Annotated in this window: 24 protein-coding genes; 6 read left to right on the top strand and 18 right to left on the bottom strand. The window is 68.5% G+C overall.

What is annotated here, in order from left to right:
• Nucleotides 1–73: 73 nt before the first annotated feature.
• The 8 genes from LC041_RS06305 to LC041_RS06270 all read right to left on the bottom strand — a co-directional run bounded on the left by LC041_RS06305 (nt 74) and on the right by LC041_RS06270 (nt 7,047).
• Nucleotides 74–1,879: an ATP-binding protein gene (locus LC041_RS06305; protein ID WP_226532157.1), complete on the bottom strand. Its 1,806-nt coding sequence runs from the start codon at nt 1,877–1,879 to the stop codon at nt 74–76.
• Entirely contained in the window at nt 1,876–2,223 is a 348-nt protein-coding gene (locus LC041_RS06300; RefSeq protein WP_226532156.1) for a response regulator, read from the bottom strand. The genes LC041_RS06305 and LC041_RS06300 overlap by 4 nt, the downstream gene beginning before the upstream one ends.
• The gene (locus LC041_RS06295) at nt 2,220–2,363 is read right to left on the bottom strand and encodes a hypothetical protein (RefSeq protein WP_226532155.1); all 144 of its coding nucleotides are present in this window, start codon (nt 2,361–2,363) and stop codon (nt 2,220–2,222) included. The genes LC041_RS06300 and LC041_RS06295 overlap by 4 nt, the downstream gene beginning before the upstream one ends.
• Nucleotides 2,360–3,847 (bottom strand): glycosyltransferase family 2 protein, encoded by a 1,488-nt coding sequence (locus tag LC041_RS06290; RefSeq protein WP_226532153.1) that lies wholly within the window; start codon nt 3,845–3,847, stop codon nt 2,360–2,362. The genes LC041_RS06295 and LC041_RS06290 overlap by 4 nt, the downstream gene beginning before the upstream one ends.
• A complete protein-coding gene (locus tag LC041_RS06285; protein ID WP_226532152.1) occupies nt 3,844–4,560 on the bottom strand; it encodes a PHP domain-containing protein in 717 nt (238 codons plus the stop codon). Before LC041_RS06285 ends, LC041_RS06290 begins: the two co-directional genes overlap by 4 nt.
• Nucleotides 4,557–5,546 (bottom strand): ATP-grasp domain-containing protein, encoded by a 990-nt coding sequence (locus LC041_RS06280; protein ID WP_226532150.1) that lies wholly within the window; start codon nt 5,544–5,546, stop codon nt 4,557–4,559. The genes LC041_RS06285 and LC041_RS06280 overlap by 4 nt, the downstream gene beginning before the upstream one ends.
• Nucleotides 5,546–6,589 (bottom strand): response regulator, encoded by a 1,044-nt coding sequence (locus LC041_RS06275; protein WP_226532148.1) that lies wholly within the window; start codon nt 6,587–6,589, stop codon nt 5,546–5,548. The genes LC041_RS06280 and LC041_RS06275 overlap by 1 nt, the downstream gene beginning before the upstream one ends.
• Before the next feature lie 143 nt (nt 6,590–6,732).
• On the bottom strand, nt 6,733–7,047 hold the full coding sequence (locus tag LC041_RS06270) for a DUF2277 domain-containing protein (RefSeq protein WP_226532146.1): 315 nt from the start codon (nt 7,045–7,047) through the stop codon (nt 6,733–6,735).
• Between the two features lie 157 nt (nt 7,048–7,204).
• Between LC041_RS06270 and LC041_RS06265 the strand changes: the two genes are divergently transcribed.
• Nucleotides 7,205–7,600, top strand: a complete 396-nt coding sequence (locus LC041_RS06265; RefSeq protein ID WP_226532145.1) for a DUF4190 domain-containing protein — start codon at nt 7,205–7,207, stop codon at nt 7,598–7,600.
• 66 nt (nt 7,601–7,666) lie between these two features.
• Here LC041_RS06265 and guaB read toward each other — a convergent pair whose 3' ends face one another.
• Nucleotides 7,667–9,169, bottom strand: coding sequence for an IMP dehydrogenase (gene guaB, locus LC041_RS06260; protein WP_226532144.1), 1,503 nt, complete (start codon nt 9,167–9,169; stop codon nt 7,667–7,669).
• A gap of 319 nt (nt 9,170–9,488) precedes the next feature.
• On the opposite strand from guaB, the gene LC041_RS06255 reads away from it, so the two are divergent.
• From LC041_RS06255 to LC041_RS06240, 4 genes are all read left to right on the top strand, one after another.
• Entirely contained in the window at nt 9,489–10,772 is a 1,284-nt protein-coding gene (locus LC041_RS06255; RefSeq protein WP_226532590.1) for a branched-chain amino acid ABC transporter permease, read from the top strand.
• 5 nt (nt 10,773–10,777) lie between these two features.
• Nucleotides 10,778–11,755, top strand: a complete 978-nt coding sequence (locus LC041_RS06250; RefSeq protein ID WP_226532136.1) for a branched-chain amino acid ABC transporter permease — start codon at nt 10,778–10,780, stop codon at nt 11,753–11,755.
• A 67-nt stretch (nt 11,756–11,822) separates the two neighbouring features.
• Nucleotides 11,823–12,800 carry an ABC transporter ATP-binding protein gene (locus LC041_RS06245; RefSeq protein WP_226532589.1) on the top strand — a complete coding sequence of 326 codons (978 nt, stop codon included), beginning with the start codon at nt 11,823–11,825 and terminating at the stop codon, nt 12,798–12,800.
• Nucleotides 12,797–13,570, top strand: coding sequence for an ABC transporter ATP-binding protein (locus LC041_RS06240; RefSeq protein WP_226532135.1), 774 nt, complete (start codon nt 12,797–12,799; stop codon nt 13,568–13,570). Before LC041_RS06245 ends, LC041_RS06240 begins: the two co-directional genes overlap by 4 nt.
• A 64-nt stretch (nt 13,571–13,634) precedes the next feature.
• Here LC041_RS06240 and LC041_RS06235 read toward each other — a convergent pair whose 3' ends face one another.
• The 3 genes from LC041_RS06235 to groES all read right to left on the bottom strand — a co-directional run bounded on the left by LC041_RS06235 (nt 13,635) and on the right by groES (nt 16,378).
• Entirely contained in the window at nt 13,635–14,894 is a 1,260-nt protein-coding gene (locus LC041_RS06235; protein WP_226532133.1) for an ABC transporter substrate-binding protein, read from the bottom strand.
• 144 nt (nt 14,895–15,038) lie between these two features.
• Nucleotides 15,039–15,971, bottom strand: a complete 933-nt coding sequence (gene rarD, locus LC041_RS06230; RefSeq protein ID WP_226532131.1) for an EamA family transporter RarD — start codon at nt 15,969–15,971, stop codon at nt 15,039–15,041.
• Between the two features lie 110 nt (nt 15,972–16,081).
• Nucleotides 16,082–16,378, bottom strand: a complete 297-nt coding sequence (groES, locus tag LC041_RS06225; RefSeq protein ID WP_226532129.1) for a co-chaperone GroES — start codon at nt 16,376–16,378, stop codon at nt 16,082–16,084.
• A gap of 159 nt (nt 16,379–16,537) precedes the next feature.
• On the opposite strand from groES, the gene LC041_RS06220 reads away from it, so the two are divergent.
• Nucleotides 16,538–17,743, top strand: a complete 1,206-nt coding sequence (locus LC041_RS06220) for a class I SAM-dependent methyltransferase (RefSeq protein ID WP_264189040.1) — start codon at nt 16,538–16,540, stop codon at nt 17,741–17,743.
• 7 nt (nt 17,744–17,750) lie between these two features.
• Here the strand turns inward: LC041_RS06220 and LC041_RS06215 are convergent, their stop codons facing one another.
• From LC041_RS06215 to tsaB, 6 genes are read right to left on the bottom strand one after another with little or no spacing between them, the layout of a single operon-like run.
• Nucleotides 17,751–18,926, bottom strand: a complete 1,176-nt coding sequence (locus LC041_RS06215; protein WP_226532126.1) for a hypothetical protein — start codon at nt 18,924–18,926, stop codon at nt 17,751–17,753.
• Complete coding sequence (locus LC041_RS06210) at nt 18,910–20,013, bottom strand: hypothetical protein (protein ID WP_226532125.1); 1,104 nt, start codon at nt 20,011–20,013, stop codon at nt 18,910–18,912. The genes LC041_RS06215 and LC041_RS06210 overlap by 17 nt, the downstream gene beginning before the upstream one ends.
• A 4-nt stretch (nt 20,014–20,017) precedes the next feature.
• Complete coding sequence (locus tag LC041_RS06205) at nt 20,018–20,506, bottom strand: hypothetical protein (protein ID WP_226532124.1); 489 nt, start codon at nt 20,504–20,506, stop codon at nt 20,018–20,020.
• On the bottom strand, nt 20,503–21,570 hold the full coding sequence (tsaD, locus tag LC041_RS06200) for a tRNA (adenosine(37)-N6)-threonylcarbamoyltransferase complex transferase subunit TsaD (RefSeq protein WP_226532123.1): 1,068 nt from the start codon (nt 21,568–21,570) through the stop codon (nt 20,503–20,505). Before tsaD ends, LC041_RS06205 begins: the two co-directional genes overlap by 4 nt.
• Nucleotides 21,567–22,055, bottom strand: coding sequence for a ribosomal protein S18-alanine N-acetyltransferase (gene rimI / locus LC041_RS06195; RefSeq protein WP_226532119.1), 489 nt, complete (start codon nt 22,053–22,055; stop codon nt 21,567–21,569). Before rimI ends, tsaD begins: the two co-directional genes overlap by 4 nt.
• On the bottom strand, nt 22,052–22,669 hold the full coding sequence (tsaB, locus tag LC041_RS06190; protein ID WP_226532113.1) for a tRNA (adenosine(37)-N6)-threonylcarbamoyltransferase complex dimerization subunit type 1 TsaB: 618 nt from the start codon (nt 22,667–22,669) through the stop codon (nt 22,052–22,054). The genes rimI and tsaB overlap by 4 nt, the downstream gene beginning before the upstream one ends.
• Nucleotides 22,670–22,717: the final 48 nt, after the last annotated feature.

Here is a 22,717-nt window from a genome sequence, read left to right as displayed (position 1 = left end):
CCCCGCGTGTGCCGAGCCGACCAGGCTATCAGGGAAGCGGGACTCGAACCCGGCGACGATGCAGCCGCTGCGGTCAGTCGACCTGGCTCAGGGTCTTGAGCACTTCGGTGCGAGGGGCGGTGGGGAGGACGAAGCGGAACTCGGTACCGACACCCTCCTGACTCGTGACGTCCATCGTGCCGCCGTGCGCCAGGACGATGGCCCGCGTGATCGTGAGCCCGAGCCCGACCCCGGGTACCGCGTTGCGTGTCGCGGTCGATGCGCGGAAGAAACGGGTGAACAGCATCCCCTGCTCGTTCTCGGGGATCCCGACCCCGGTGTCCCTGACCGAGAGCTCCACTCCTGCGTCGACCGCCCGCACCCGCGCCGTGACCCTGCCACCGCTGGGCGTGAACTTGATGGCGTTGGAGAGGAGATTGTCGAGCGCCTGCCCGATCCTTCCGGCGTCGACCACGAGGCGGACCGGGTCGGGGCCGACCTCGGCATAGAGCTCGATACCTGCGCGCTGCGCGAGCGGGCCGGCCGACGCCACAGCCGAGCGGACCAGCTCGGCGACGTCCGCGTCCGCGCGATCGAGCGGGAACCGACCGGATTCCACCTGCGCGGTGAAGAGGAGGTCGCCGACGAGGTTGAGCAGGCGCTGCGCGTTGCGCTCGATGATGGAGACGAACTCCTGCTGGTCACTGGTGAGCGGCTGGCCGGGGTCGTTCTGGAGCAGATCGAGGAAGCCGATGATCGCGCTGAGCGGCGTGCGCAGCTCGTGCGAGATCATGCCGACGAACTCGTCCTTCATGCGGGCGACCTCGACCGCCCTGGTCTCGTCGGTGAGCACGAACAGGTATCCCTGCTGCGCACCTGCGCCGTCCTTGTGGGGACTCACGGTCACGCGGGCGGGCACCGTCGTTCCCCCGGCAGTCCTCACCTCGACGTCGCCGTCGACCGGGAGCCCGGCATCGGCCTGCGCGAACAACGCCTGGATCCCCGGGGAGATCTCTCCGTACGCCGACGCACCGTCACCTGCCGCCGGCAGCCGGTCGGCGTGCTCGGCCGCCAGCATCGACAGGACCGTCGCGGGGAAGAACCGGTCGACTCGCACGTCTCGGAGCGCTTCGCTGGTCGAGAGCCCCAGCAGACGCTCGGCCCCGGGGTTCCACGCCGTCACGATGCCCGCGCGTGTCGTCGCGATCACGGCCTGCGCGGTGATGGACGACCAGACGCTCTCGAACGAATCCAGGAGCTCGCGATACTGGCGCTCCTTGTCCCGCAGCTGCACGATCATCGCGACGTTCTCCGAGAGCGCCTTGGTGCGCTCCGCCACCAGCTCCTCCGCCTGCTCGATGCGCAGACGCTGCTGTCGGGCGAGCTGGTTGATGACCGCTGCGACGGCGGCGAACACCAGGGGCGCCACCACGCCGCGGAGCCACTCCGTCGAGGTGTGAGGCGGATCGGTGAGGTACGGCATCAGCAGCGCGACGCAGGTGAGTCCCGCGACCACGAAGACCCAGCGGATGCCGGGAGCCGCCGCCAACCAGACGACGGGGAGCAGGATGAGAGCGGAGAAGAGAGCGCCAGGGCCGCCGGTGCCGGTGCGGAAGAGGCCGAGACCGACGATGTCGAGGATCGGGATGAGCAGCACGGCCCATCCGTCGTACATCCCCCGCGCCGTGAGCACCCCGGCGAGGACCGTCGCCCCGAGAACCAGGGCGACACCCCCCACGGCCGACGCGACATGGGTGACCGGCAAGTCCGGTACCCACCAGGTGAGCAGCCCAGCGACGACGGTCGCGATCACCGTCGGCGCCTGCTTGAGCAACGGGCTCGGGTTGTCGAAGATCCGGTACCACCGGTTCTCCGCGCGGTCGAGCGGCGTCGCCCTCATCGCTCGACCCGCTCGACGATGGCGTGCAGGTCGGCACCCGTGATGGGCTTCGGCAGGGCGGCATCCGCCGGCGGGTAGTCCGCCGCGTCGAGCACGGAGCTGATCACGAGGAAGCAGCGGGGGAAGCGGTCCTGGACGAGACGCGCGCACTCCTGTCCCGAGATCCCGGGCAGGAGCAGATCGAGCACCGCCAGGACGGGATCGATCTCGTCGAACGCGGCGATCGCCGACTCGGCGTCGCGGGCGACGAACACGTCGAAGCCCTCGCGGTCGAGGTAGCGGCGCAGCAATGCGACCTGATCGGGGGCGTCCTCCACGACGAGGGCCAGCGGCCTCCCGGTCATCGAAGGAACAGCTCTCGCACGATGACGACGGCGACGACGACGAGGAGGGAGAGGATCGCCTGCGGGACCAGTCGCCGCTCGCGGCGGGCATCCGCGGCGATCTCCTCCGCTTCGGTGTCGCGTGACGGTGCTGCGGTCATGAGTCCACACGTCCGATCTTCTCGGTCTTGATCCAGGAGGCGTCGGCGCGACGCCATTCTTTGATGTACGAATCCACGGTGATGGCGCAGAGCAGGGATCCGTAGCCGCAGACGTAGAGCAGCAGACCGGCGAAGAACCGGCCCGCGGGAAGGGGCTCCACGGCGCGGGCGAGCCAGATCCCCAGCATGGAGATCGGCCCCCACAGATAGAAGATCACCGCCCAGGTGAACAGCGTCTGCGGGGTGGCGCTCTGGCCGAGCACCTGCAGCAGCTCCAGGAACAGCCACGGGAACAGGGCGATGGCCATCAGCAGCAGGGCACCGAGTCCGGGGAACATGATCGCCTCGCGCCAGGAATGTCTGCCGGTGCGTGGATCGAGCTGCACGGAGTACAGGATCGAGAACAGGTAGATGCAGGCCGCCGAGATCCACATGAAGCGGAACACGAACTCGGCGATGTCGCTGTGCAGGAGGAGCAGTGCGAGCATGCCTGCCGCTGCCAGGATCATGAACGCCGGAAGCAGCAGGATCGTGAACCACGCGAGCCCGAACCCGAAACTGCCGAGATTGTGCTCGCGGCTCGGGCGGAACCAGAGCTTCTTGTAGATCGAGGTGAGCTGCACGTTGCCACGCGCCCACCGCAGCCGTTGCTTCCACAGACTGTCGATCGTCCGCGGCTCCTCGGCGAGCACGACGGCATGCGGCTCGAAGACCATCCTCCGGCCCTTGAGCTGGCTCTCGAAGGTGGTCATGGTGTCTTCGGCCAGCGTACCGGTCGGGATCCGTCCGCCGATCGCCTCGAGGTTGGCCCGCGAGTGCAGCTGCGCGCCGCCGGCCAGGCAGGCGATCGCGCCTCCGACGTTCTGTACCCGACGGGCCGAGAGCTGACCGATCACGTACTCGATCGCGATGAAACGCGTGAGGTAATTGCGGTCGCGGCTGCCTTCGGCGATGTAGGCGGTGACCGCACCGACCTTCTCATCCGCGAGATGCCTGCTGAGCTTGCGCAGCGAGTCGCGGGCGAAGATCACGTCCGCATCCATGATCAGCACGGCCTCGGTCCACTCGTCCGCGAGCGCGACGTCGAGACCGTGATTGAGGGTGTGCGCCTTTCCCTGACCGCCCTGCTCGCGTCGCAGATGCACGACGCGTCCGGGATGGGCCGCGGCCTTCGCGGCGACGATCGCGGGAGTGTCGTCCGTGGATGCGTCATCGACGACGAAGACCCTCAATCGCTCGCCGGGGTACTCCAGCTGGAGCAGCCGCTCGATCGCGGCTCCGATGACGAGCCCCTCGTTCCATGCCGGGATGATCACCGCGATGTTCGGGTGGTACGGAGCCGCCTTGTCGTAGTGGTTTCGGAAGGCGTGCAGCGGCAGCACCAGGAACTGCAGCCCGGTGTTGACCACCGGGAGCGTTCCGACCAGCACGCAGAGCAGGAGGACGATCACGACGATCGTCTGCAGCCAGGTCAGATCGGTCATCCTGAGACCTCCACCGCGTCGAGCAGCGGGATCACCCTCTCGTAGCGACCGACGTCCGACGCCACGTGACTGTCTGTGGAGGCCACGATCGTGCCTCCCGCGCGCCGCAGCGCCAGGAGTGCGGGGACGCCGGGGCAACCCCACTTCTCGTTGACCTCGACGAGCGTGTCGGTGTCGGCCGCCGCGCGCGCCCACGCGTCGACGCGCTCCGCTCCGAGATCGTCTTCTGAGAGACCGATCTTCGGGAGGATGGAGAAGCAGTGCGCGAGTTGGTTGCCCGGGTATCGGCGCATGGTCGCCACGAGGGATTCCACGAGCTGATCGAGCACATCCGCAGCCGCCCAGCCCGCAGCCATCCGCTCCGTCACCGCTGACGGCCCGAGCGGGCCGTCAGTGCCGGGGAACTGGTGGTCGGCGATGAGGATCCGGTCGATCCCCTCGGGAAGCGCGGGGATGTCGAGTTCGCCCGCGGCGTCGAGGATCTTCGCCTCGACGCCGGTGAGCACGGTCAGCCCGTCCGGTACCTCCAAGGCGCGAACGGCCGCGAGGTAGTCCGGCACCCAGCTGGTGGAGCGACGCACATGGTCGACCAGGCGGATGGTGGTCAAGCCCACCGCCGCGGCCGCCGCCACGTTCTCCGCGAGCGTGGAGACGGCGTCGTCCGAGAACGTCGAGTGGACGTGGTGGTCGCCCCGGAGCTCGATGAGGCTCACAGCTCCTCCTGGTGCCCCGCATGGTCGGAGACCAGCACATCATCGACCTCGACGATCACGTCTTCCAGGAACCGCACGGATGCGACCTCGCGGAACGGCACCCGAACGGGCAGCTCCCGGCCGAGGAAGAGGTCGGCGACGAGCGACGGGATGTCGACGCCCGCGGCGATCGTCAACGGCAGCGCCCCGGGGAATCGCGGGTTGACCTCGAGCAGCACGGCGCGGCCGTCGCGGTCGCGGCGCAGCTGCACGTTGGCGACCCCGACGAGACCGATCGCCCGCGCGATCGCCGCCGCAGCCTCTTCGAGTTCGGGGTCGAGCACCGTCCGCCCCGCGATGGCGACACCGGAGTCCACCCGCGCGCGTGTACGCGGCACCGCGGCGACGACGGTGCCCGCGGCATCCGCGATCACATCGACCGAGTACTCCTCCCCCGGGAGGAAGTCCTGCACGATGAGAGCCTCGTCGATCGGGAGCGCCTCGAGTGCGGCACGGTCGGGAACCAGGCGCACGCCACGGCTCCCCGCTCCCTGCCGGGGCTTGGCGAAGACCGGGTACTCCCAGTCGACCGCCAGCGCGTCGGGACCGGCGAGAACCGTGCGCGGAGTGAGTCCGGTGGGCGCGCAGCGCTGCGCGAGGAGCAGCTTGTCGAGCGCCGTGTTCAGCGTGTCCGCCGAGGGAGCGGCGAGCACGGCCGGGGCCAATTCGTGCCGCCGCTGGGCGAGGGCGATGAGCTCGACATCGACGGTCGAGATCACGAGATCGAGATCATCTTCCGCAACCATGCGGGCGATGGCCGGCACGAAGTCGTCATCGCGGCCGGGCGGGACGAGACGACGCTGCTCGGCCGGTACCAGATAGATGCCGCTCGCCCAGCCGTCCATGTCGGCGGCGAAAACGGTCAGGTCCGGGCGGCGGAGCAGGGATCGGATCACGGCCACACCGGCCGGTCCTCCTGCGCCGGTCACCAGTACGCGCGTGGTCATCAGCTCTCCCGTCGGCTGAGTTCGTGGGCTCCGATGAACTCCGCCGTCTCACGCACCACCTCGAGCGGTTCGACGGCCGTTCCGCCCCCGAACCGCGACCAGTATCGTGCGGTGGCCGTGACGAACTCGGGTTCGAGGTAGTCCCGACTCGCGGTCTGCGAGTGGAAGCTCTCCAACAGCCGGAGCTTCTCGTCCAGGTACTGATCGATCCGCACGAACCGGGTCGGGCGGAAGTCGATCGTCGACGACGGGCTCTGATAGCAGGCGACCGTGCCGACACGCCGAGTGGCCACGATCGTGGCCTCGCTCACGGCTCGGTGGTCCTGGTGCCGGTCGTGACCGGAGTGCGTGTAGACGATCGTGGGCTCGATCTCCCGGACCACCTCTTCGATGAGACGCACCGTCGAACCTCCGCCCGAGATCTCCGTGTCGACGAGGTCCTTGAGGAAGAGCCGGGCACCGAGCATCTCGGCTGCCGCCAGTGACTCGTTCTGTCGGCTGTCGGCGTCACCGCCTCTGGCGCCGCGGGAGAGGGTGAGAATGGTGATCTCATCCCCTGCCCTGGCGTGCGCGGCCAGGAGTCCACCGACGCCGATCTCGACATCGTCGGGGTGCGCGCCGATCGCGAGCACCCGTTCCGGTAGACGTGCATCCTCCCGGCGCCGACGCCCCTCCTCGATCAGCCGGGTGACGGACTCGACCAGCTTGACGTTGTCGAGCGGTTTCGTCAGGAACTCGTCCGCCTGCGCGCGCAGCGCGGAGACCGCGTACTCGACGGAGACGTGAGCCGTCATCACCAACACCGGCACGGTGGGGACCGTGCGGCGGAGCTCGGCCAGCAGCTCGAGCCCGCTCAGCCCCGGCATCTCGATGTCGGTGACGACGACATCCGGGCGCTGCGCTCTGACACGTTCGACGGCCGCCTGGCCGTCTTCCGCGACGTCGACGGTGCAGCCCGCCCGTCGCTCGAGGACGGTCTTGACGAGCAGGGCGACGTCCGGATCGTCATCGACGACGAGAACACGAGGAGAAACCTCAGGCATGGATACAGCTCTCCTTGGGGAAGTTCCCTGACCGATGGGGATCGGTCTGCGATCTCGGTGCCTTCATCACCGGAACCGCCGGGAAAGTCGAGCGGGGCATGTCGATTCTGGCATACGCGACGGTGTTCCCTGCGGCTTCGCGTTCACGAGGCCGCACGGGCTGCGCGCTTCTCCTGCTGATAGACCCGGATCGCCTCGTAGCGCTCTGCGGACCGGGCACGGCGCTTGGCCGCCTCCTCGTCGCGATTCTTCGGCGGCGCCGTGGTGACGAGCTCGTCCAGGAGCACCCTGGTCGCCTGCGCGATCTCAGCGACGGCACGATCGAACACGGCTCGATTGGCGCGGGACGGCGCCGTCGTTCCGGCGATCTTGCGGACGAACTGCAGGGCTGCGTCGTGGCATTCGTCGTCGGTCGCGGCAGGCTCGAGGTTGTTCAGCGGGACGATGTTTCGGCACATACCCGCACGCTACGCCCCCTCCATCGAACGGCGGAAGAGGCATGACGCCCTCCGCTGCCACCGGCGAGGGGATGGCGCGAACATCGACGCCTCGCTACGCTCGGGGCGTCCGGAGCCACCGGGCATGTTCCTCGTACCCCCAGAGACAGGACACCACATGACGAATCCCCCTCCGTACCCCGAGCAGCCGACCCCCGGCTCAGGCGCTCCGGCAGCCCCGGGTGCGGGCTATCCGGCCGCTCCCGCTCCTGCCTACCCCCAGCCCACGCCGACCCCACCGGGGCGGGTGCTGTCGATCGTCGGACTGGTCCTCGCGTTCCTGATGGCACCGGTCGGTCTGGTCATCAGCATCGTGGCCGCGGTGAAGCTCGGCAAGGCAGGGCAGCCCAAGGGCCTCGCCATCGCCGGCATCGTCGTGGGCGCGATCATCACGATCCTCGAGATCATCGCGATCATCCTCGTCGTCACCGTGTTCGCGGGGCTCATCGGCATGTGCGCCGACCTCGGCCCCGGCGTCTGGGAGGTCGGCGGGGTCACCTACACCTGCGGCTGATCGCGGGCGCACCGAAGACGGAGAGGACCGGATGCCGCGGCATCCGGCCCTCTCCGCGTACGACGACTACTTCTTGTAGTTCGGCGCCTCGACCACGATCTGCACGTCGTGCGGGTGCGACTCCTTGAGCCCAGCGGAGGTGATGCGGACGAACTTGCCCCGCGTCTTGAGCTCCTCGATGGTGCGAGCGCCCACGTAGAACATCGACTGCCGCAGCCCGCCGACGAGCTGGTAGGCCACGGCTGCGAGCGGTCCGCGGTACGGGACCTGCCCTTCGATGCCCTCGGGGATCAGCTTGTCGTCACTCGGGACGTCGGCCTGGAAATACCGGTCCTTGGAGTACGACGTCTGCTTGCCTCGTGTCTGCATCGCGCCCAGCGAGCCCATGCCGCGATACTGCTTGAACTGCTTGCCGGACTGGAAGACGATCTCGCCGGGCGACTCGTCGGTGCCGGCCAGGAGCGAACCGAGCATCACGGCATCGGCACCGGCGACGAGGGCCTTCGCGATGTCTCCCGAGTACTGCAGACCGCCGTCGGCGATCACCGGGACGCCGGCGGGACGAGCGGCGAGCGACGCCTCGTAGACCGCGGTGACCTGGGGCACACCGACCCCCGCGACGACGCGCGTGGTGCAGATCGAACCGGGCCCGACGCCGACCTTGACCGCGTCGACGCCGGCGTCGACCAGAGCCTGCGCGCCTTCACGGGTCGCGACGTTCCCCCCGATGACGTCGATGTGCTCGAACGACGCGTCGGCCTTCAGCCGGCGGACGAGGTCGATGACGCCCTGGGACTGTCCGTTGGCAGTGTCGACGACCAGCACGTCGACTCCCGCATCGCGCAGTGCCTCGGCGCGCTCCCACGCATCTCCGAAGAAGCCGATGGCCGCACCGACGCGGAGGCGCCCGTGGTCGTCCTTGGTCGCGAGCGGGTACTTCTCGCTCTTGTCGAAGTCCTTGATGGTGATCAGACCTGCGAGCTTGCCGTCGTCGTCGATCAGCGGCAGCTTCTCGACACGGTGCTTCGCGAACAGGGCGATGACCTCGCCTGCAGCGACGCCGACCGGGGCCGTGACGAGGTTCTCCCGCGTCATGACGTCTTTGACGAAGGTGCTCTGACGCTCGAAGCCGGAGACGAAGCGCATGTCGCGGTTCGTGATGATACCGACCAGCCTGCCCTCGTCGTCGACCACGGGCAGACCCGAGATGCGGTACTTCGCGCACAGGTTGTCGACCTCTTCGACCGTGGCGTCCTGCGTGGTCGTGATGGGGTCGGTGATCATGCCCGACTCGCTGCGCTTGACGCGGTCGACGTGTGCGGCCTGATCCGCGATGGAGAGGTTGCGGTGGAGGATGCCGATGCCGCCCTCGCGCGCCATCGCGATCGCCATACGCGACTCCGTCACGGTGTCCATCGCGCTCGACAACAGCGGGGTGGCCACCGAGATGCGACGCGTGATCCGCGACGACGTGTCAGCCTCGCTGGGGATCACGTCGGTGTGCCCGGGCAGGAGCAGCACGTCATCGTACGTCAGTCCGACGAAGCCGAAGGGATCGTGCTGTTCCATGGATTCTCCTTCTGCGCGTGTCGCGCAAGTCCGAGTGCGAGGGGGTGGTCGACGTCGGCCGTTCGCGGGGCAGCGGCCCGTATGAAGATTCTAAGCGAGACACGCCCGAGAACATTCCCAGATCCCCGTCGTTACCGGACCGTTGGCCCCGACCGTAGGCGAATCGCCGATCGCGCATTACGCTCAAGTGCGTCGTCCATCTCCGCGGACCAACCCGAGATCGCGGAGACACAGCACTCAAAGTGGAGGTTGCGTGGGACCCACAACACTCGCCGTGCATCGAAAGCGCCCCTGGCTGGTCGCCTTCCTCGGTATCCTCATGGCGCTCAGCGCCGTCCTGTTCCTGCCCCCCTCAACAGCCTCGGCCGAGACGACCGACGACGGACAGGAGGTCACCGACTTCTACTTCGCCGGCGTCGTCACCTTCGACGATGAGCCCGTCGAGGGCGTGGTGATGTCGATCGAGGGCAACGGCTTCGAAGGCGAGACCGAGACGGACGCAGACGGCAAGTGGCGTCTGTACGTGCCGGAGAAGGAGACCTACACCCTCACCGTCGACGAGTCGACGCTCCCCGACGGCGTGATCGTCGATGCGAGTCAGCTCCCGGAGGGCACCCAGCCGATCGCCGGTACGACGGCCTCCTTCGAGGTCGAGTTCGGACTCACCGGGACCAAGATCATGAACCTGTTCCTCGGCGAGGGACAGCGAGTCACCGTCTCCTTCGTCGATCAACTGCTCTCCCGACTCGTCGGCGGCGTCAACTTCGGATTGCTGCTTGCGCTCGCCTCGATGGGTGCTGCTCTCATCTACGGCACCACGCGCCTGTCGAACTTCGCGCACGCGGAGATGGTGACGTGGGGTGGCCTCGTCGCCCTCGTCACGACGACGTTCTGGCATCTTCCTTTCGCGCTCGGCATCGCCGCGGCCGTCATCGGCGGTGGCCTCTTCGGTTGGGCCTTGGACGCCGGGATCTGGCGCCCGCTCCGACGACGCGGCCTCGGCGTCGTCCAGCTGATGATCGTCAGCATCGGACTCTCGCTGGCGCTGCGCTACGCGTTCCAGTACATCATCGGCGGAGGGACCTACCAGCTCCCCGGAGCCAGCCCCACCCCGATCCAGCTCGGTCCGATCTCGTTGTCGTACATCGACATGATCGCGATGGGGGTGAGCATCGTCGTGATCCTCGCCGTCGCCTTCTTCCTGACGCGCACCCGCATCGGCAAGGCCACCCGAGCGATCTCCGACAACCCGCAACTGGCCGCCGCATCCGGCATCGACGTCGACAAGGTCATCCGCTACGTGTGGATCCTCGCCGGTACCCTGGCCGCCATCTCCGGCATCCTCTGGGCCTACTTCCGCCCCGGCGTGAAGTGGGACATGGGCATGCAGATGCTGCTGCTGATCTTCGCCGCGATCACGCTCGGGGGTCTCGGCACGGCGTTCGGCGCGCTCGTCGGCTCGCTCATCGTCGGCATCGCCGTCGAGGTCTCGACGCTCTGGATCCCGTCCGATCTCAAGTATGCGAGCGCCTTGGTGGTGCTCATCGTCATCCTCCTCGTGAGACCGCAGGGGCTGCTGGGACGCAAGGAAAGGCTGGGCTGATCATCATGGACTTCGGAAGCATCTTCTCGAACACGGCCGTCTACCTCTTCAGCCCCGTCACCATCGCCTATGCGCTCGCGGCGACGGGCCTCGCCGTCCACTTCGGATACGCCGGGCTGCTCAACTTCGGCATGGCCGCGTTCATGGCGATCGGCGGCTACGGATACGCCATCTCAGTCCTCAGCTTCGGGCTGCCCTGGTGGATCGGCATGCTGATCGGTCTGCTCGGCGGCGCGTTCTTCGCCGTCATCCTGGGCATCCCGACGCTGCGGCTGCGTGCCGACTATCTCGCGATCGCGACGATCGCCGCCGGCGAGATCGTCCGTCTCCTGTTCACGACGCAGCTGTTCGACGAGTGGACCAACAGCGCGGACGGTCTCGCACAGTACAGCGGCGGGTTCCGTGACGCGAACCCCATCCCGCCCGGGACCTACGGGTTCGGTCCGTGGACGTACAGCGCGAACGACCTGTGGAACCGCGTCTTCGGCGTGATCGTCCTCGCCGTGGCCATTCTGCTGGTGTGGGCGCTGATGCGAAGCCCGTGGGGCCGCGTGCTCAAGGGCATCCGCGAAGACGAGGACGCCGTGCGCTCGCTCGGCAAGAACGTCTTCGCGTACAAGATGCAGGCGCTCGTCGTGGGTGGGGTGATCGGCGCCGCAGGTGGGATCGTCTTCGTCCTCCCCTCCGCGGTCGTCCCCGGCAGCTACTCGACGTCGCTGACCTTCTTCCTGTGGACGATCCTCCTTCTAGGAGGCGCGGCCACGGTGTTCGGGCCCACGCTCGGTGCGGTGCTCTTCTGGGTGGTGTTCGCCTTCATGGCCAACCTGCTCCCGTCGATGGCTAAATCCGGGCTGCTGCCGATGACCGACAGCCAGGCGTCGACCCTCGTCTTCGTCTTCGTCGGCATCGCCCTGATGCTGCTCGTGATCTTCCGCCCGCAGGGCATCCTCGGAGACAAGAGGGAGATGACCTTTGTCAAATGAACTGACCCCGGAACAGGTTCCCGACTCGACGGAGGGCGCGGCGACCGCAGCCCCGTCCACGGGGAGCATCCGACGTCCGAAGACGACCGGTCTGACCAAGGGCGAGGTCAAGCCCGGCGTCGCGAAGGTCGATCCGATCCTCGTCGTCGATGCCGTGCAGCGCCGCTTCGGTGGCCTGACCGCCGTCGACGTCGACCACCTCGAAGTGCCCCGAGGCGCCATCACCGCTCTGATCGGTCCGAACGGCGCAGGAAAGACGACTCTCTTCAACCTGCTCTGCGGCTTCGACAAACCCAACAGCGGCACCTGGTCGTTCGACGGCACGAGCCTCTCAGGGGTCCCCTCCTTCAAGGTGGCCCGGATGGGGCAGGTCCGTACGTTCCAGCTCACCAAGTCGCTGTCGCTGCTCACCGTGCTCGAGAACATGAAGCTCGGCGCTCCGCATCAGCGTGGCGAGGGCTTCTGGTCCAGCTTGTTCCCGTTCCTCTGGCGCGCTCAGGACACCGAGATCGAGGCCAAGGCGCGCGATCTTCTGACGCGCTTCAAGCTCGATGCCAAAGAGAAGGACTTCGCCGCAGCGCTCTCGGGCGGTCAGCGCAAGCTCCTCGAGATGGCCAGGGCCCTGATGAGCGACCCGACGCTGGTGATGCTCGACGAGCCCATGGCGGGCGTCAACCCGGCTCTGACTCAGTCGCTCCTCGATCACATCCTCGATTTGAAGGAGGAGGGCATGACCGTGCTGTTCGTCGAGCACGACATGCACATGGTGCGCCACATCGCGGACTGGGTGATCGTGATGGCCGAGGGCCGCGTCGTCGCGGAGGGGCCGCCCGACGAGGTCATGGAGAACCCTGCCGTGGTCGATGCGTACCTCGGCGCACATCAGGACGTCGACCTGGGCGCCGTCACGGGACGCATCCCGGTGCTGCCCGACGCCGCGGCCGGGAGGCTGCGCGAGGAGATCGAGGCGGAGGCGGAGGCCGAGGCCGAGGTGACGGACCCCGCAACCGACGACGACGACAACGAGGGGAAGGGCACCTCATGAGTGCAGGAACGCCGATCGAAGCACCACAGGGCGCGTCTCAGAACGACGTCGTCGTCGAGCTGACCGATGTCCATGCCGGCTATCTCCCCGGCGTGAACATCCTCAACGGGGCGAACCTCGTCGCCCGCCAGGGAGAGCTGATCGGCATCATCGGCCCGAACGGAGCGGGCAAGTCGACGCTGTTGAAGGCGATCTTCGGACTCGTCAACGTGCGCAGCGGCAACATCACGGTCAAGGGCGAGAGCATCGTCGGGCTGAAGGCCGACAAGCTCGTGCGCCGAGGCGTGGCGTTCGTGCCCCAGACGAACAACGTCTTCCCCTCGCTGTCCATCGAGGAGAACCTGCAGATGGGGCTCTATCAGAACCCCAAGATCTACGCCGAGCGGCTCGAGTTCGTCACCGGCATCTTCGCCGAGCTGGGCAAGCGCCTCAAGCAGCGGGCCGGCTCGCTCTCCGGCGGTGAGCGGCAGATGGTCGCCATGTCGCGCGCGTTGATGATGGACCCGTCGGTGCTGCTGCTCGACGAGCCGTCCGCCGGACTCTCCCCCGTGCGACAGGACGATGCGTTCATCCGCGTCTCCGACATCAACAAGGCGGGCGTCACGACCATCATGGTGGAGCAGAACGCTCGGCGCTGCCTGCAGATCTGCGACCGGGGCTACGTGCTCGATCAGGGCAAGGACGCCTACGAGGGCACGGGAAGGAATCTCCTGAACGATCCGAAGGTGATCGGTCTCTACCTCGGTACGCTCGGCACCGATGCGGCCTGAGCCGCAGAGTCGCAACGACAAAGGCCCCGGATCGGATCCGGGGCCTTCGTCTGTGATCGTGCGATCAGTTGGTGCGCTCGATGGTGTTCTCGGCGTTGTACTTGTAGATGCCGATCGTGGCGCCCTGCGGGTCGCCGGCCTCATCGAACGTGACCTCGCCGGAGTAGCCGTCGTAGTCGGCCGTGCCGCCGTCGTTGATGATCTTGGCGCAATCGGCGAAGCTCGTGCACTTCTCGCCGTCGCCCGACCCGCCGGACACCTCCTGCATCTTCGCCGCGATGTCCGCGCCTTCCGTCGATCCCGCGGCCAGCGAGGCCAGCGCGACGAGGATCACCGCATCGTACGCCTCGGCGGCGTAGGTGAAGTCCTTGACCTCGGCGTTGCCCTCACCGGTCCAGTACGCCTGGAGGCGATCGGTGAAGTCGTCCTCGAGTGCGGGGCCGGCCTTCGTGCCCTGCGCCCCCTCGAGCGAGACCGGGATCTCGCTGCCGTAGTCGGACAGGTTGCCGTCCACCATGTAGAACTTGTCGGCCGTGATGCCGGCGTTCACCAGCAGCGGCGCGATGGTCTTGAACTGGTCGAACGACACGATCGCGACCGCGTCGGGGTTCTGCGCCTTGATCGACTCGACCTGCGCGTCGAACTGGGCGTCACCGACGTTGAACGACACCGACTCGACGACCTCGCCGCCGGTGCCCTCGAACGTCGTGGTGATCGCGTCGTTCAGGCCCGTGCCGTAGGCGTCGTTCTGGTAGATGATGCCGAGCGTCTTCGCACCGTCCTCGGCGATCAGGTTGCCGAGGACCTCACCCTGGAGCAGGTCGCTGGGCGCGGTACGGAAGTACAGGCCGTTGTCGTCCCAGTCGGTGAAGTCCGGCGAGGTGTTCGACGCCGAGATCTGGAGGATGCCCGCGCTGACGTTGCCGTCGAGGATGAGCTTGGAGACACCGGATGCCGCTGCTCCGACGATGGCGGAGACGCCGGCGCCCTGCAGCTTGGTGATCGAGGTCTCGTACGCCTTGGTGTCCGTGTCACCCTCGTCCTCGGCCGTCAGGTCGATCGTGATGCCGGCGGCGGCTTCGTTGACCTCCTGGACGGCGAGTCCGACACCGGACTCCATGGGCGGGCCGAGGAACGCCAGCGATCCGGTCTGCGGAAGCAGCGAGCCGAGCTTGAGCGTCAGATCGACGGCCGCCTTCTCACCGCCCTCGCTCGGCTCGGCGTTCGGCGTGCTGCTGCAGCCGGCGACGACGATGGCGGATGCGCTGATCAAGGCGATCCCGGCGAAGACCTTCGCGGTGCGCGAGCCCTTCAGTGCGTTCATGATGCTCCCTTGCGTAACTGAACGTGGATTGTGACCACAAGCGGGTGCTCTAACACTAGGCCGTGATACCCGCGTGCAGGGATCGCAAGTATCTCGGTGCGTTAACGATCCGACACCGGGTTCGGGGCGAGAAGAGACTCGGGTTCAGACGAGCTCGGTCGCGGCGATCCGGCGTCCACGGCGTCCAGCGAGCATCAGATCGACCAGGAACACGGCGATGGCGATCCAGACGAGGATGAATCCCGCCCAGCGCTCCGGCGGCATCGGCTCGTTGAGGACGACGGCGCCGATGAGGAACTGCAGCACCGGGGTGATGAACTGGATCATGCCGATCACCGTGAGGTTGATGCGCCGGGTTCCCGCTGCGAACAGCAGCAGCGGTACCGCCGTCGCGACGCCCGCGAAGGCCAGCAGCACGGCGTGCACTCCTCCGTTCGTCCCCATCGTGATTCCCGCCGGCGTCAGCGACACCACGATCAGCTGCGCGACGGCGATCGGGATCAGCCAGAACGACTCGAGGGTGAGTCCGCTGACGGCATCGACCGCCGGGCCGATCTTCTTCTTGATGAGCCCGTAGATGCCGAAGGACGCCGTCAGTGAGAGCGCGATCCACGGGAAGGCACGGTAGGCCACGATGATCACGACGACGGCGGCCGCCGCGATGGCGATCGCTGCCCACTGCAGCCTGCGGATGCGCTCCTTCAGCACGAAGACGCCGAGCAGCACCGTGGTGATCGGGTTGATGAAGTAGCCCAGGCTCGTCTCGATCACGTTGTCGCTGAGGGTTCCGATGAGGAACACCTGCCAGTTGACGTAGATCAGCAGTCCGGCGAGCGCCGTCCAGCCGAGCAGCCGAGGTTGCCGGAGGATCCCCCCGAACGCGCTCCACCCTCGGGTGACGGTGAGCAGCAGGAGGCAGAACACGAACGACAGGAGCACCCGCCACGCGACGACCTCCCACGGCCCGGTCGGTGCGAGCAGGAGGAAGTAGAGAGGAAGCACGCCCCAGAGCAGGTAGGCGGCTCCGGCGTAGGCGACCCCCGCGGTCCGGGTGGCGCGGGTCGTCTCAGGGGTCACCGCACAACACTAGCGCCGGGAATGCGGAAGGGGCCCGGATGCCGATGCATCCGGGCCCCTTCGAGGACCTCGACCCTGCCCCGCGGAGGGACCGGATCGGGTTCCGCAGATCAGCGGACGACGACCGCCAGGACGTCGCGAGCGGACAGGACGAGGAACTCGTCTGCGCCGAACTTCACCTCGGTGCCGCCGTACTTGCTGTAGAGCACGCGGTCGCCGACGGCGACGTCGATCGGAACACGGTTGCCGTTGTCATCGACACGGCCGGGGCCGACCGCCACGACCTCGCCCTCCTGGGGCTTCTCCTTGGCGGTGTCGGGGATGACCAGGCCACTCGCGGTGGTCTGCTCGGCCTCGACCTGCTTGATGACGATCCGGTCCTCGAGCGGCTTGATGGAAACCGACACGGTCTACCTCTTCTTTCTTGACGCTGACACGAAAGACTTGTTCGCACTCTCAACCCGAGAGTGCTAATGCCAGTGTAGGCGGTGTGCTGGCACTCACGCAATGCGAGTGCCAGCACACCCGCTCCCCGCGTGGCGGGGAATTAGGCTGAGGGCGTGGAGATGTCCGAGCTGCGCGCCCTGCTGACCCCCGCCGGTCTCGAACTCCTCGATGCGGTCGGGACGGTCGCATCGAGCGCAGACGTCGCGCATGCGGTCTCGCGACTGCGTGCCGCCGGGCACTCCCCCGACCTGGTCTCCGCGGTGGTCGGACAGGCTCACCTACGATCCCGGGCCGCCGCCAAGTTCGGACCTTTCGCCGGACGCATGCTCTTCACCCGGGCGGGCCTGGAGCAGGCGACCAGGCTCGGGGTCGCGGCCCGCCACGCTCAGCGGATCCGCAGCGCCGGGTTCACGGCGGTCGCCGACCTCGGCTGCGGGATCGGCGGCGATGCCCTGGCCTTCACCGGGGCCGGGCTCGACGTCCTGGCCGTCGACGCCGATGAGGTCACCGCCGCGATCGCGGCCTTCAACCTCGCCCCGTTCGGTGACGGCGCGGCGGTGCGCCACGACACCGCCGAGAACGCCCTCGAGGCGATGACGGCTACGGACGACCGGGCGATCTGGATGGATCCCGCCCGGCGCACCTCAGGGCACAGTGAGACGAGGCGGGTGTCGGCCGATGACTACTCGCCCTCCCTCGACTGGGCATTCGACGTCTCCCGCCGTCTGCCCACGGGTATCAAGCTCGGTCCGGCGCACGACCGCGACGCGCTGCCGACCGATGCCGAGTCGCAGTGGGTGAGCGCCGACGGCAGCGTGGTCGAACTCGTGGTGTGGAGCGGCGCCCTCGCCCGTGAAGGCGTTCGCCGCGCGGCCCTCGTCATCCGCGACGACCGCTCGCACGAGCTCACCGCAGCCGCAGATGCCGTCGACGAACCGGTCCGTGAGCTCGGCGCCTTCCTGCACGAACCCGACGGCGCCGTCATCCGTGCGCGTCTGATCGGCGACGTCGCCAGGAGCCTGGACGCCGGGATGCTGGATGAGCACATCGCCTACCTGACATCCGATGCCGCGCTGACGAGCCCCTTCGTGCAGTCCTTCCGCGTGCGCGAGACGCTGCCGGCGAACCCCAAAGCGATCAGCACCGCGCTCAAGGCACACGGCATCGGCCGACTCGAGATCAAGAAGCGCGGGGTCGACATCGACCCGGCTGCCTTCCGGAAGAAGCTCACGCTGCGCGGCGACCAGGAGGCGACGCTGATCCTCGCTCGCATCGGTGATCGACGCGTGGCGATCCTCGCCGACCGGGTCTCCGCCGCGGGCTGACGCGCTTTCAGCCGCCTGTGCCCGCGCCCGGCGGTGCGATCTCGATCGGGTCTCCGGGCGGCGCTTCGACGAAGAACGACTCCCCCGGCGTGACGGTGGCCGCGGGGACGCCCTCGGTGATATCGAGATACGCGTACTGCTGGCCCGTGAACCTCAGTTCGAGCGCCGTGATCGTCTGCCTGCCATCGCCGGAGCCGCCGTCCACGACCTGCGTGGCGAGACCGCTCGCCACTGCGGTCTCGAAGGGCGCGCACGCCACAGGCCCACCCGCATCCACGATCAGGCACCTGTCCGTCGTCCCCTGCGCCGAGAGCCGGTCGGCGAGCCAGACCGGCTCTCCCCGGAACATGCTGATCAGCGAGAGCCCGAAGCCGAACCCGTCCGCCACGAGCTCCTCGGCGCGATCGCGCACCTCGTGCGGGAATTGAGCTGCCAGCGAGGACGGTCCGCCCCAGCGCTGGATCCCCGCCATCGGCTCACCGTCGACCGACAGGCGCAACGTGGCGATGACCGTCTCCACGCCGAAGGCCCCGTCGCCGGAAGAGTCCTCGCCGATCGTCCCGTCCGCCTCCACGGGGAGAACCGCGGTCAAGCCGTTGCCGACCTCCTCGCCCGGAAGGCAGTCCGTCTGCGCGCGACCGCTCACATCGAGGATCATGCAGCTCAGGGCGCCGTCGTCCCTGGTCGCATACCAGACCAGGGCGTCGTCCGACCCGGCGATGGCACGGACGGAGCCCGGATCGAACGTCGAGGCCGAGAGCTCCGCGCGGCGCTGCTGCTGTTCGCCCGTCAGCGGAATGCCCGCGATCCTCGGCGAGAACAGAGCCCAGCCGGCTCCGACGCCGATCGCGAGCACGACAGCGACCGCCACGATCATGGACACGAGGTGTACGCGCACCGCACCCCGGCGCGGCCCGGGTTCGTCGCTGACGGCAGGTGCGACCGGCACGGAAGGCTCGATGAGGGCAGGCGCAGGCGCTTCTTCCGCGGGACTCCCGCCCTCCGCCGGGGAATCTTCTTCGGCAGCCACGTCATCATCCGGCGGCGCAGACCCGATCGGACTGCGACGCGCCTCCTCGAGCGCGCGCAGGCGCTCGGCCTCCCGCTCCGTCAGCTGCGCCCCGCGGCCGTAGGCCCGCTGCTGCAGTGCCCGAAGCTCCTCGGCGTCAGTCCTCGGCTGCACCGGTGGCATCCCTTTCGCGGGTGATGACGAGGTAGCCGGGCCCCGTGCTCGAGGCCAGCTCGAAGTGCGTGACGGCACCGGAGTCGGGGTCGACGCGGTTGAGGACGAGACTCGACCCCTGCTCCTGCATCGTCTCGGGATCGAGGCACGCCTCCGGGGAATCATCCGTGGATCCGTCGTAGATCAGGCAGGAGCTCTGCGAGTCGCGCTGCACGGCCGTCCAGAGCGGAACGTCTCCGTCGTAGCCGACGACCCAGAGGGAATGCATGTCGTACCCCTCGCGCACCAGCCGGTCGGCGGTCTGCGACTCCTTCTCATTCGCATACGTGATCCCGGTCTGCAGCGAGTCGTAGTCGTAGGAGCTCACCGCGACCGCAGGCTCACCCGACGCGGTGAAGAGCATCTGGGCGCTGACCTGCCTCTGCAGATCTTCGTCGGTCCGCACCGTGATCGAGCCGTAGATCCCTTCCGCCGTGACGGATTCCGTCTCGTTGCAGTTCGGCAGGGTCACATCGCCCGTGCTCAGGATCAGGCAGGTGCGCTCCCGGCCGTCCTTGGTCGCGGTCCAGATGACCGCTCCCTGCTCCACCCCGAGCGCGCGGATCGAGCCGGGGTCGTAGTCGCCGCCGGCGACGAGGTCATCTTCCCATTGCTGCTGCTCGGGGGTCAGCGCGACCGGTGCGCTGTCGGCGCGGCCGAAGGCGAGCCACCCCGCCCCCAATCCGATCAGGAGCACCGCCACGGTGGCGAGTGCGACCGGTCGCCAGTGCGACCGCGCCACAGCGAGCAACGACCGCAGCGATGATCCCGCCGATGCCGATGCCTCCGCGGTCGGCTCGGTCCCGGCCGCCAGGACGCGCATCTCCGACGGGGAATCGTCCACGCGGTCACTCGTCGACGGCTCGAGGACCTCCCCCTCCTCGACCTGCACGGGTTCCTCGACGTGCTCGGGCTCGACGGCCGGGACCCGTCGGCGGTCCTCGAGTTCGCGCAGTCGTGTCGCCTCAGCGTCCGTCAGTGCGGCATCGCGCCCGTAGGCCCGTGCGTGCAGGGAGCGCAGCTCCTCCGACTCCTCGGCGTCGAGCACCCGATCACCCGAGCCGCTCGAACTGCATGCCCGCCCAGACCAGCCAGCCCAGGCTGTAGACGGTCGCGCAGAGCCCCAGCACGAGCGCCCACCGCGCGATCGCGCGGCTTTCCACGGGGCGACGCAGCGACATGGCCGCGGCGATGACCGCGACGATCGCGACCGGGATCCCCCAGCCGACGAAGAAGGAGGCTCCGAGCGCGACGATCGCCGCCAGCAGCGCCCACGGGGCGAGTCGCGTGTCGTCGATAGGCGCGGCGTCGGTCGACGGCTCCCACTCCACGTCGTCTCGTGCGTCGATGTCGGGACCGCTCACGACCACGGGTTCGATACCGACGGGACCGGTCGGGAACTTGGCGTACCCCTCCCGGCGAGCGCCGGGAAGCCGCGCGGCCGCAGCCGGATGCTGCTCGACTTCCTCGCTCGGGCTCTCGATGCGCGTCGGCGGGGTGGGTGCGGCCTTCGCCTCGGCAGGGCCCGACGTGTCGCTCATGCCGACGCCCCCTCCGCGATCTGGATCTCGGTCACGGGAAGCGTCGAGTCCGCGCCGAACGTCAGGCGCGACGGCCGACGCCCGGAGGAGATCAGCTCTGCGGCGAGTGCCGCGATCATGGCGCCGTTGTCGGTGCACAGCGAGAGGGGTGGGATCCGCACGGTGACGCCTGCGTCGGCAGCGCGCCGGAGCGCGACCTCGCGCAGGCGCCGGTTCGCGATCACCCCGCCCCCGAGGAGCAGTCGCGGCACCCCGAGGTCTGCGCAGGCGGCGAGCGCCTTGGTCACGAGCACATCGACGACGGCTTCGCGGAAGCTCGCGGCCACGTCTGCCACCGGTACCTCGACGCCGTCCGCCTCGCAGCGCTCCACCCAGCGGGCCACGGCCGTCTTCAGACCGGAGAACGAGAAGTCATAGCGATGCTTCGCCAGGTCGGAGGCGCGCGAGAGGCCACGGGGGAAGCGGATGGCGTCCGGATCGCCGTCGACCGCCGCGCGGTCGATCTCGGGTCCGCCCGGGTAGGGCAGAGAGAGGAGCCGGGCGACTTTGTCGAACGCTTCGCCTGCGGCGTCGTCCATGGTCTCGCCGAGCAGCTCGACATCCGTCGTGAGGTCGCGCACGTGCAGGAGCGACGTGTGGCCACCGGACACCAGCAGGGCGACCGTCGGATACTCGAGCGGCGCGGAACCGCCGGTGAGGATGTCGGCGGCGATGTGGCCGACGAGATGATTGACGGCGTACAACGGCTTGTCGAGCGAGACGGCGAGACCCTTCGCCGCCCCCACTCCCACCATCAGGGCGCCCGCGAGTCCGGGTCCGCTCGTGACGGCGACCGCGTCGAGCTCGTCGAGACCCACCCCCGCTTCGGCGAGCGCCGCATCGATGGCCGGTTGCAGTGCCTCCAGATGCGCCCTGGCCGCGACCTCGGGCACGACGCCGCCGTAACGGGCGTGCTCGTCCATGCTCGACGCGATCGTGTTCGACAGCAGGGTGCGCCCGCGGACGATCCCGATACCCGTCTCGTCGCAGCTCGTCTCGATGCCGAGGACCAGAGGCTCGCTCATGCCGTGGCCTCCTCGGACCCGTCCCGTGTCACCGGGTGGCGGCGCAGCTCCAGGCGCATCACGATCGCGTCCACATCATCCGGCTGATAGTAGCGGGGACGGCGGCCGATCTCCGCGAACCCTTCGGCGAGATACAGGCCCTCCGCCGCCGGATTGTCGGCCCTGACCTCGAGGAACACCTCGCGGGCACCGCGTTGCGCAGCGGTGGCGAGCAGCGCACGAAGGAGGGCCCGGCCGCGGCCCTGGCCTCGGTACTCGCTGAGCAAAGCGATCGTCTGGATGTCGGCATCGGCGCTCCCGCGCAGGGCACGCACTCCGCCGTATCCGATCACACGGCCCTCGTGCTCGTCGACCAGGTACCGGCCGTGCGGGCCGGCGAGCTCGGACGCCATGGTCTCCCGGCTCCAGGCATCGGTCGGGAAGGAGCGGTTCTCGATCATCATGATCGCGTCGAGGTCTTCGGACACGGCATCGCGGAGGGTCACGTCCCCACCTTCTTCGGAGCGCCTGGCAGCGTCACGTCCGGGTTCCGCAGGTAGAGCGGCTCATCGTCCGTCAGCGTGCGGCCGGCGGCCAGTGCGCGAGCCCCCACACGGGCGAGGTCCCGCGCGGAGAGCGTCGCGACGTCGATGCGTCGGATGCCGTCGAGGTGTGCGTCGGCGTCCGCCGCGCGCACCAGGACCGTCTCGGCGACGACGTGCGGGATCCCGTCGGCGTCGATCCCATCGAAGACCGTGATCGCGACCTCGCGTCGGCGCGCATCGGTGACGACGGCGAACGGCCCCGTCTCGGTCTCGGTCGCGGTGAGCGCGGCCGCGAAATGGCTGGGCACCGGGATCACGGGGATGCCGCGCCCGAGCGCGAAGGCTCGTGCCGCGGCGATGCCGATCCGCAGTCCGGTGAACGGTCCGGGTCCCATGCCTGCGACGACGTGAGTCACCGCTCCGGCTCCGCCCTGTCCGAGCACCTCGACCAGCAGGTCGCCGATGATCTCGGCATGGCCGAGCGGGTCCGCTGCACTCGCCTCGGCGAGCCGGGCCCCGTCGGCATCGATGAGGGACACGGCGGTGCCCAGGGAGGTGTCGACGGCGAGGATCACCCTTCCAGATTAGCCGTGGTTCCGCTGGGAAAACGGCCTGGACCGGCA

It is taken from the genome of Microbacterium paraoxydans (genome assembly GCF_020524545.1).
Lineage (GTDB): Bacteria > Actinomycetota > Actinomycetes > Actinomycetales > Microbacteriaceae > Microbacterium > Microbacterium paraoxydans_C.
This window is presented reverse-complemented; position numbering and strand designations above follow the sequence as displayed.

Coding starts and splice junctions, on each gene's coding strand:
- LC041_RS06220 (WP_264189040.1), top strand. CDS start 16,538: ATGTCCGAGCTGCGCGCCCTGCTGACCCCCGCCGGTCTCGAACTCCTC.
- guaB (WP_226532144.1), bottom strand. CDS start 9,169: ATGGAACAGCACGATCCCTTCGGCTTCGTCGGACTGACGTACGATGAC.
- LC041_RS06250 (WP_226532136.1), top strand. CDS start 10,778: ATGGACTTCGGAAGCATCTTCTCGAACACGGCCGTCTACCTCTTCAGC.
- LC041_RS06235 (WP_226532133.1), bottom strand. CDS start 14,894: ATGAACGCACTGAAGGGCTCGCGCACCGCGAAGGTCTTCGCCGGGATC.
- LC041_RS06270 (WP_226532146.1), bottom strand. CDS start 7,047: ATGTGCCGAAACATCGTCCCGCTGAACAACCTCGAGCCTGCCGCGACC.
- LC041_RS06295 (WP_226532155.1), bottom strand. CDS start 2,363: ATGACCGCAGCACCGTCACGCGACACCGAAGCGGAGGAGATCGCCGCG.
- tsaD (WP_226532123.1), bottom strand. CDS start 21,570: ATGAGCGAGCCTCTGGTCCTCGGCATCGAGACGAGCTGCGACGAGACG.
- LC041_RS06240 (WP_226532135.1), top strand. CDS start 12,797: ATGAGTGCAGGAACGCCGATCGAAGCACCACAGGGCGCGTCTCAGAAC.
- LC041_RS06300 (WP_226532156.1), bottom strand. CDS start 2,223: ATGACCGGGAGGCCGCTGGCCCTCGTCGTGGAGGACGCCCCCGATCAG.
- LC041_RS06290 (WP_226532153.1), bottom strand. CDS start 3,847: ATGACCGATCTGACCTGGCTGCAGACGATCGTCGTGATCGTCCTCCTG.
- LC041_RS06275 (WP_226532148.1), bottom strand. CDS start 6,589: ATGCCTGAGGTTTCTCCTCGTGTTCTCGTCGTCGATGACGATCCGGAC.
- LC041_RS06205 (WP_226532124.1), bottom strand. CDS start 20,506: ATGAGCGACACGTCGGGCCCTGCCGAGGCGAAGGCCGCACCCACCCCG.
- LC041_RS06255 (WP_226532590.1), top strand. CDS start 9,489: ATGGCGCTCAGCGCCGTCCTGTTCCTGCCCCCCTCAACAGCCTCGGCC.
- LC041_RS06305 (WP_226532157.1), bottom strand. CDS start 1,879: ATGAGGGCGACGCCGCTCGACCGCGCGGAGAACCGGTGGTACCGGATC.
- LC041_RS06265 (WP_226532145.1), top strand. CDS start 7,205: ATGACGAATCCCCCTCCGTACCCCGAGCAGCCGACCCCCGGCTCAGGC.
- LC041_RS06280 (WP_226532150.1), bottom strand. CDS start 5,546: ATGACCACGCGCGTACTGGTGACCGGCGCAGGAGGACCGGCCGGTGTG.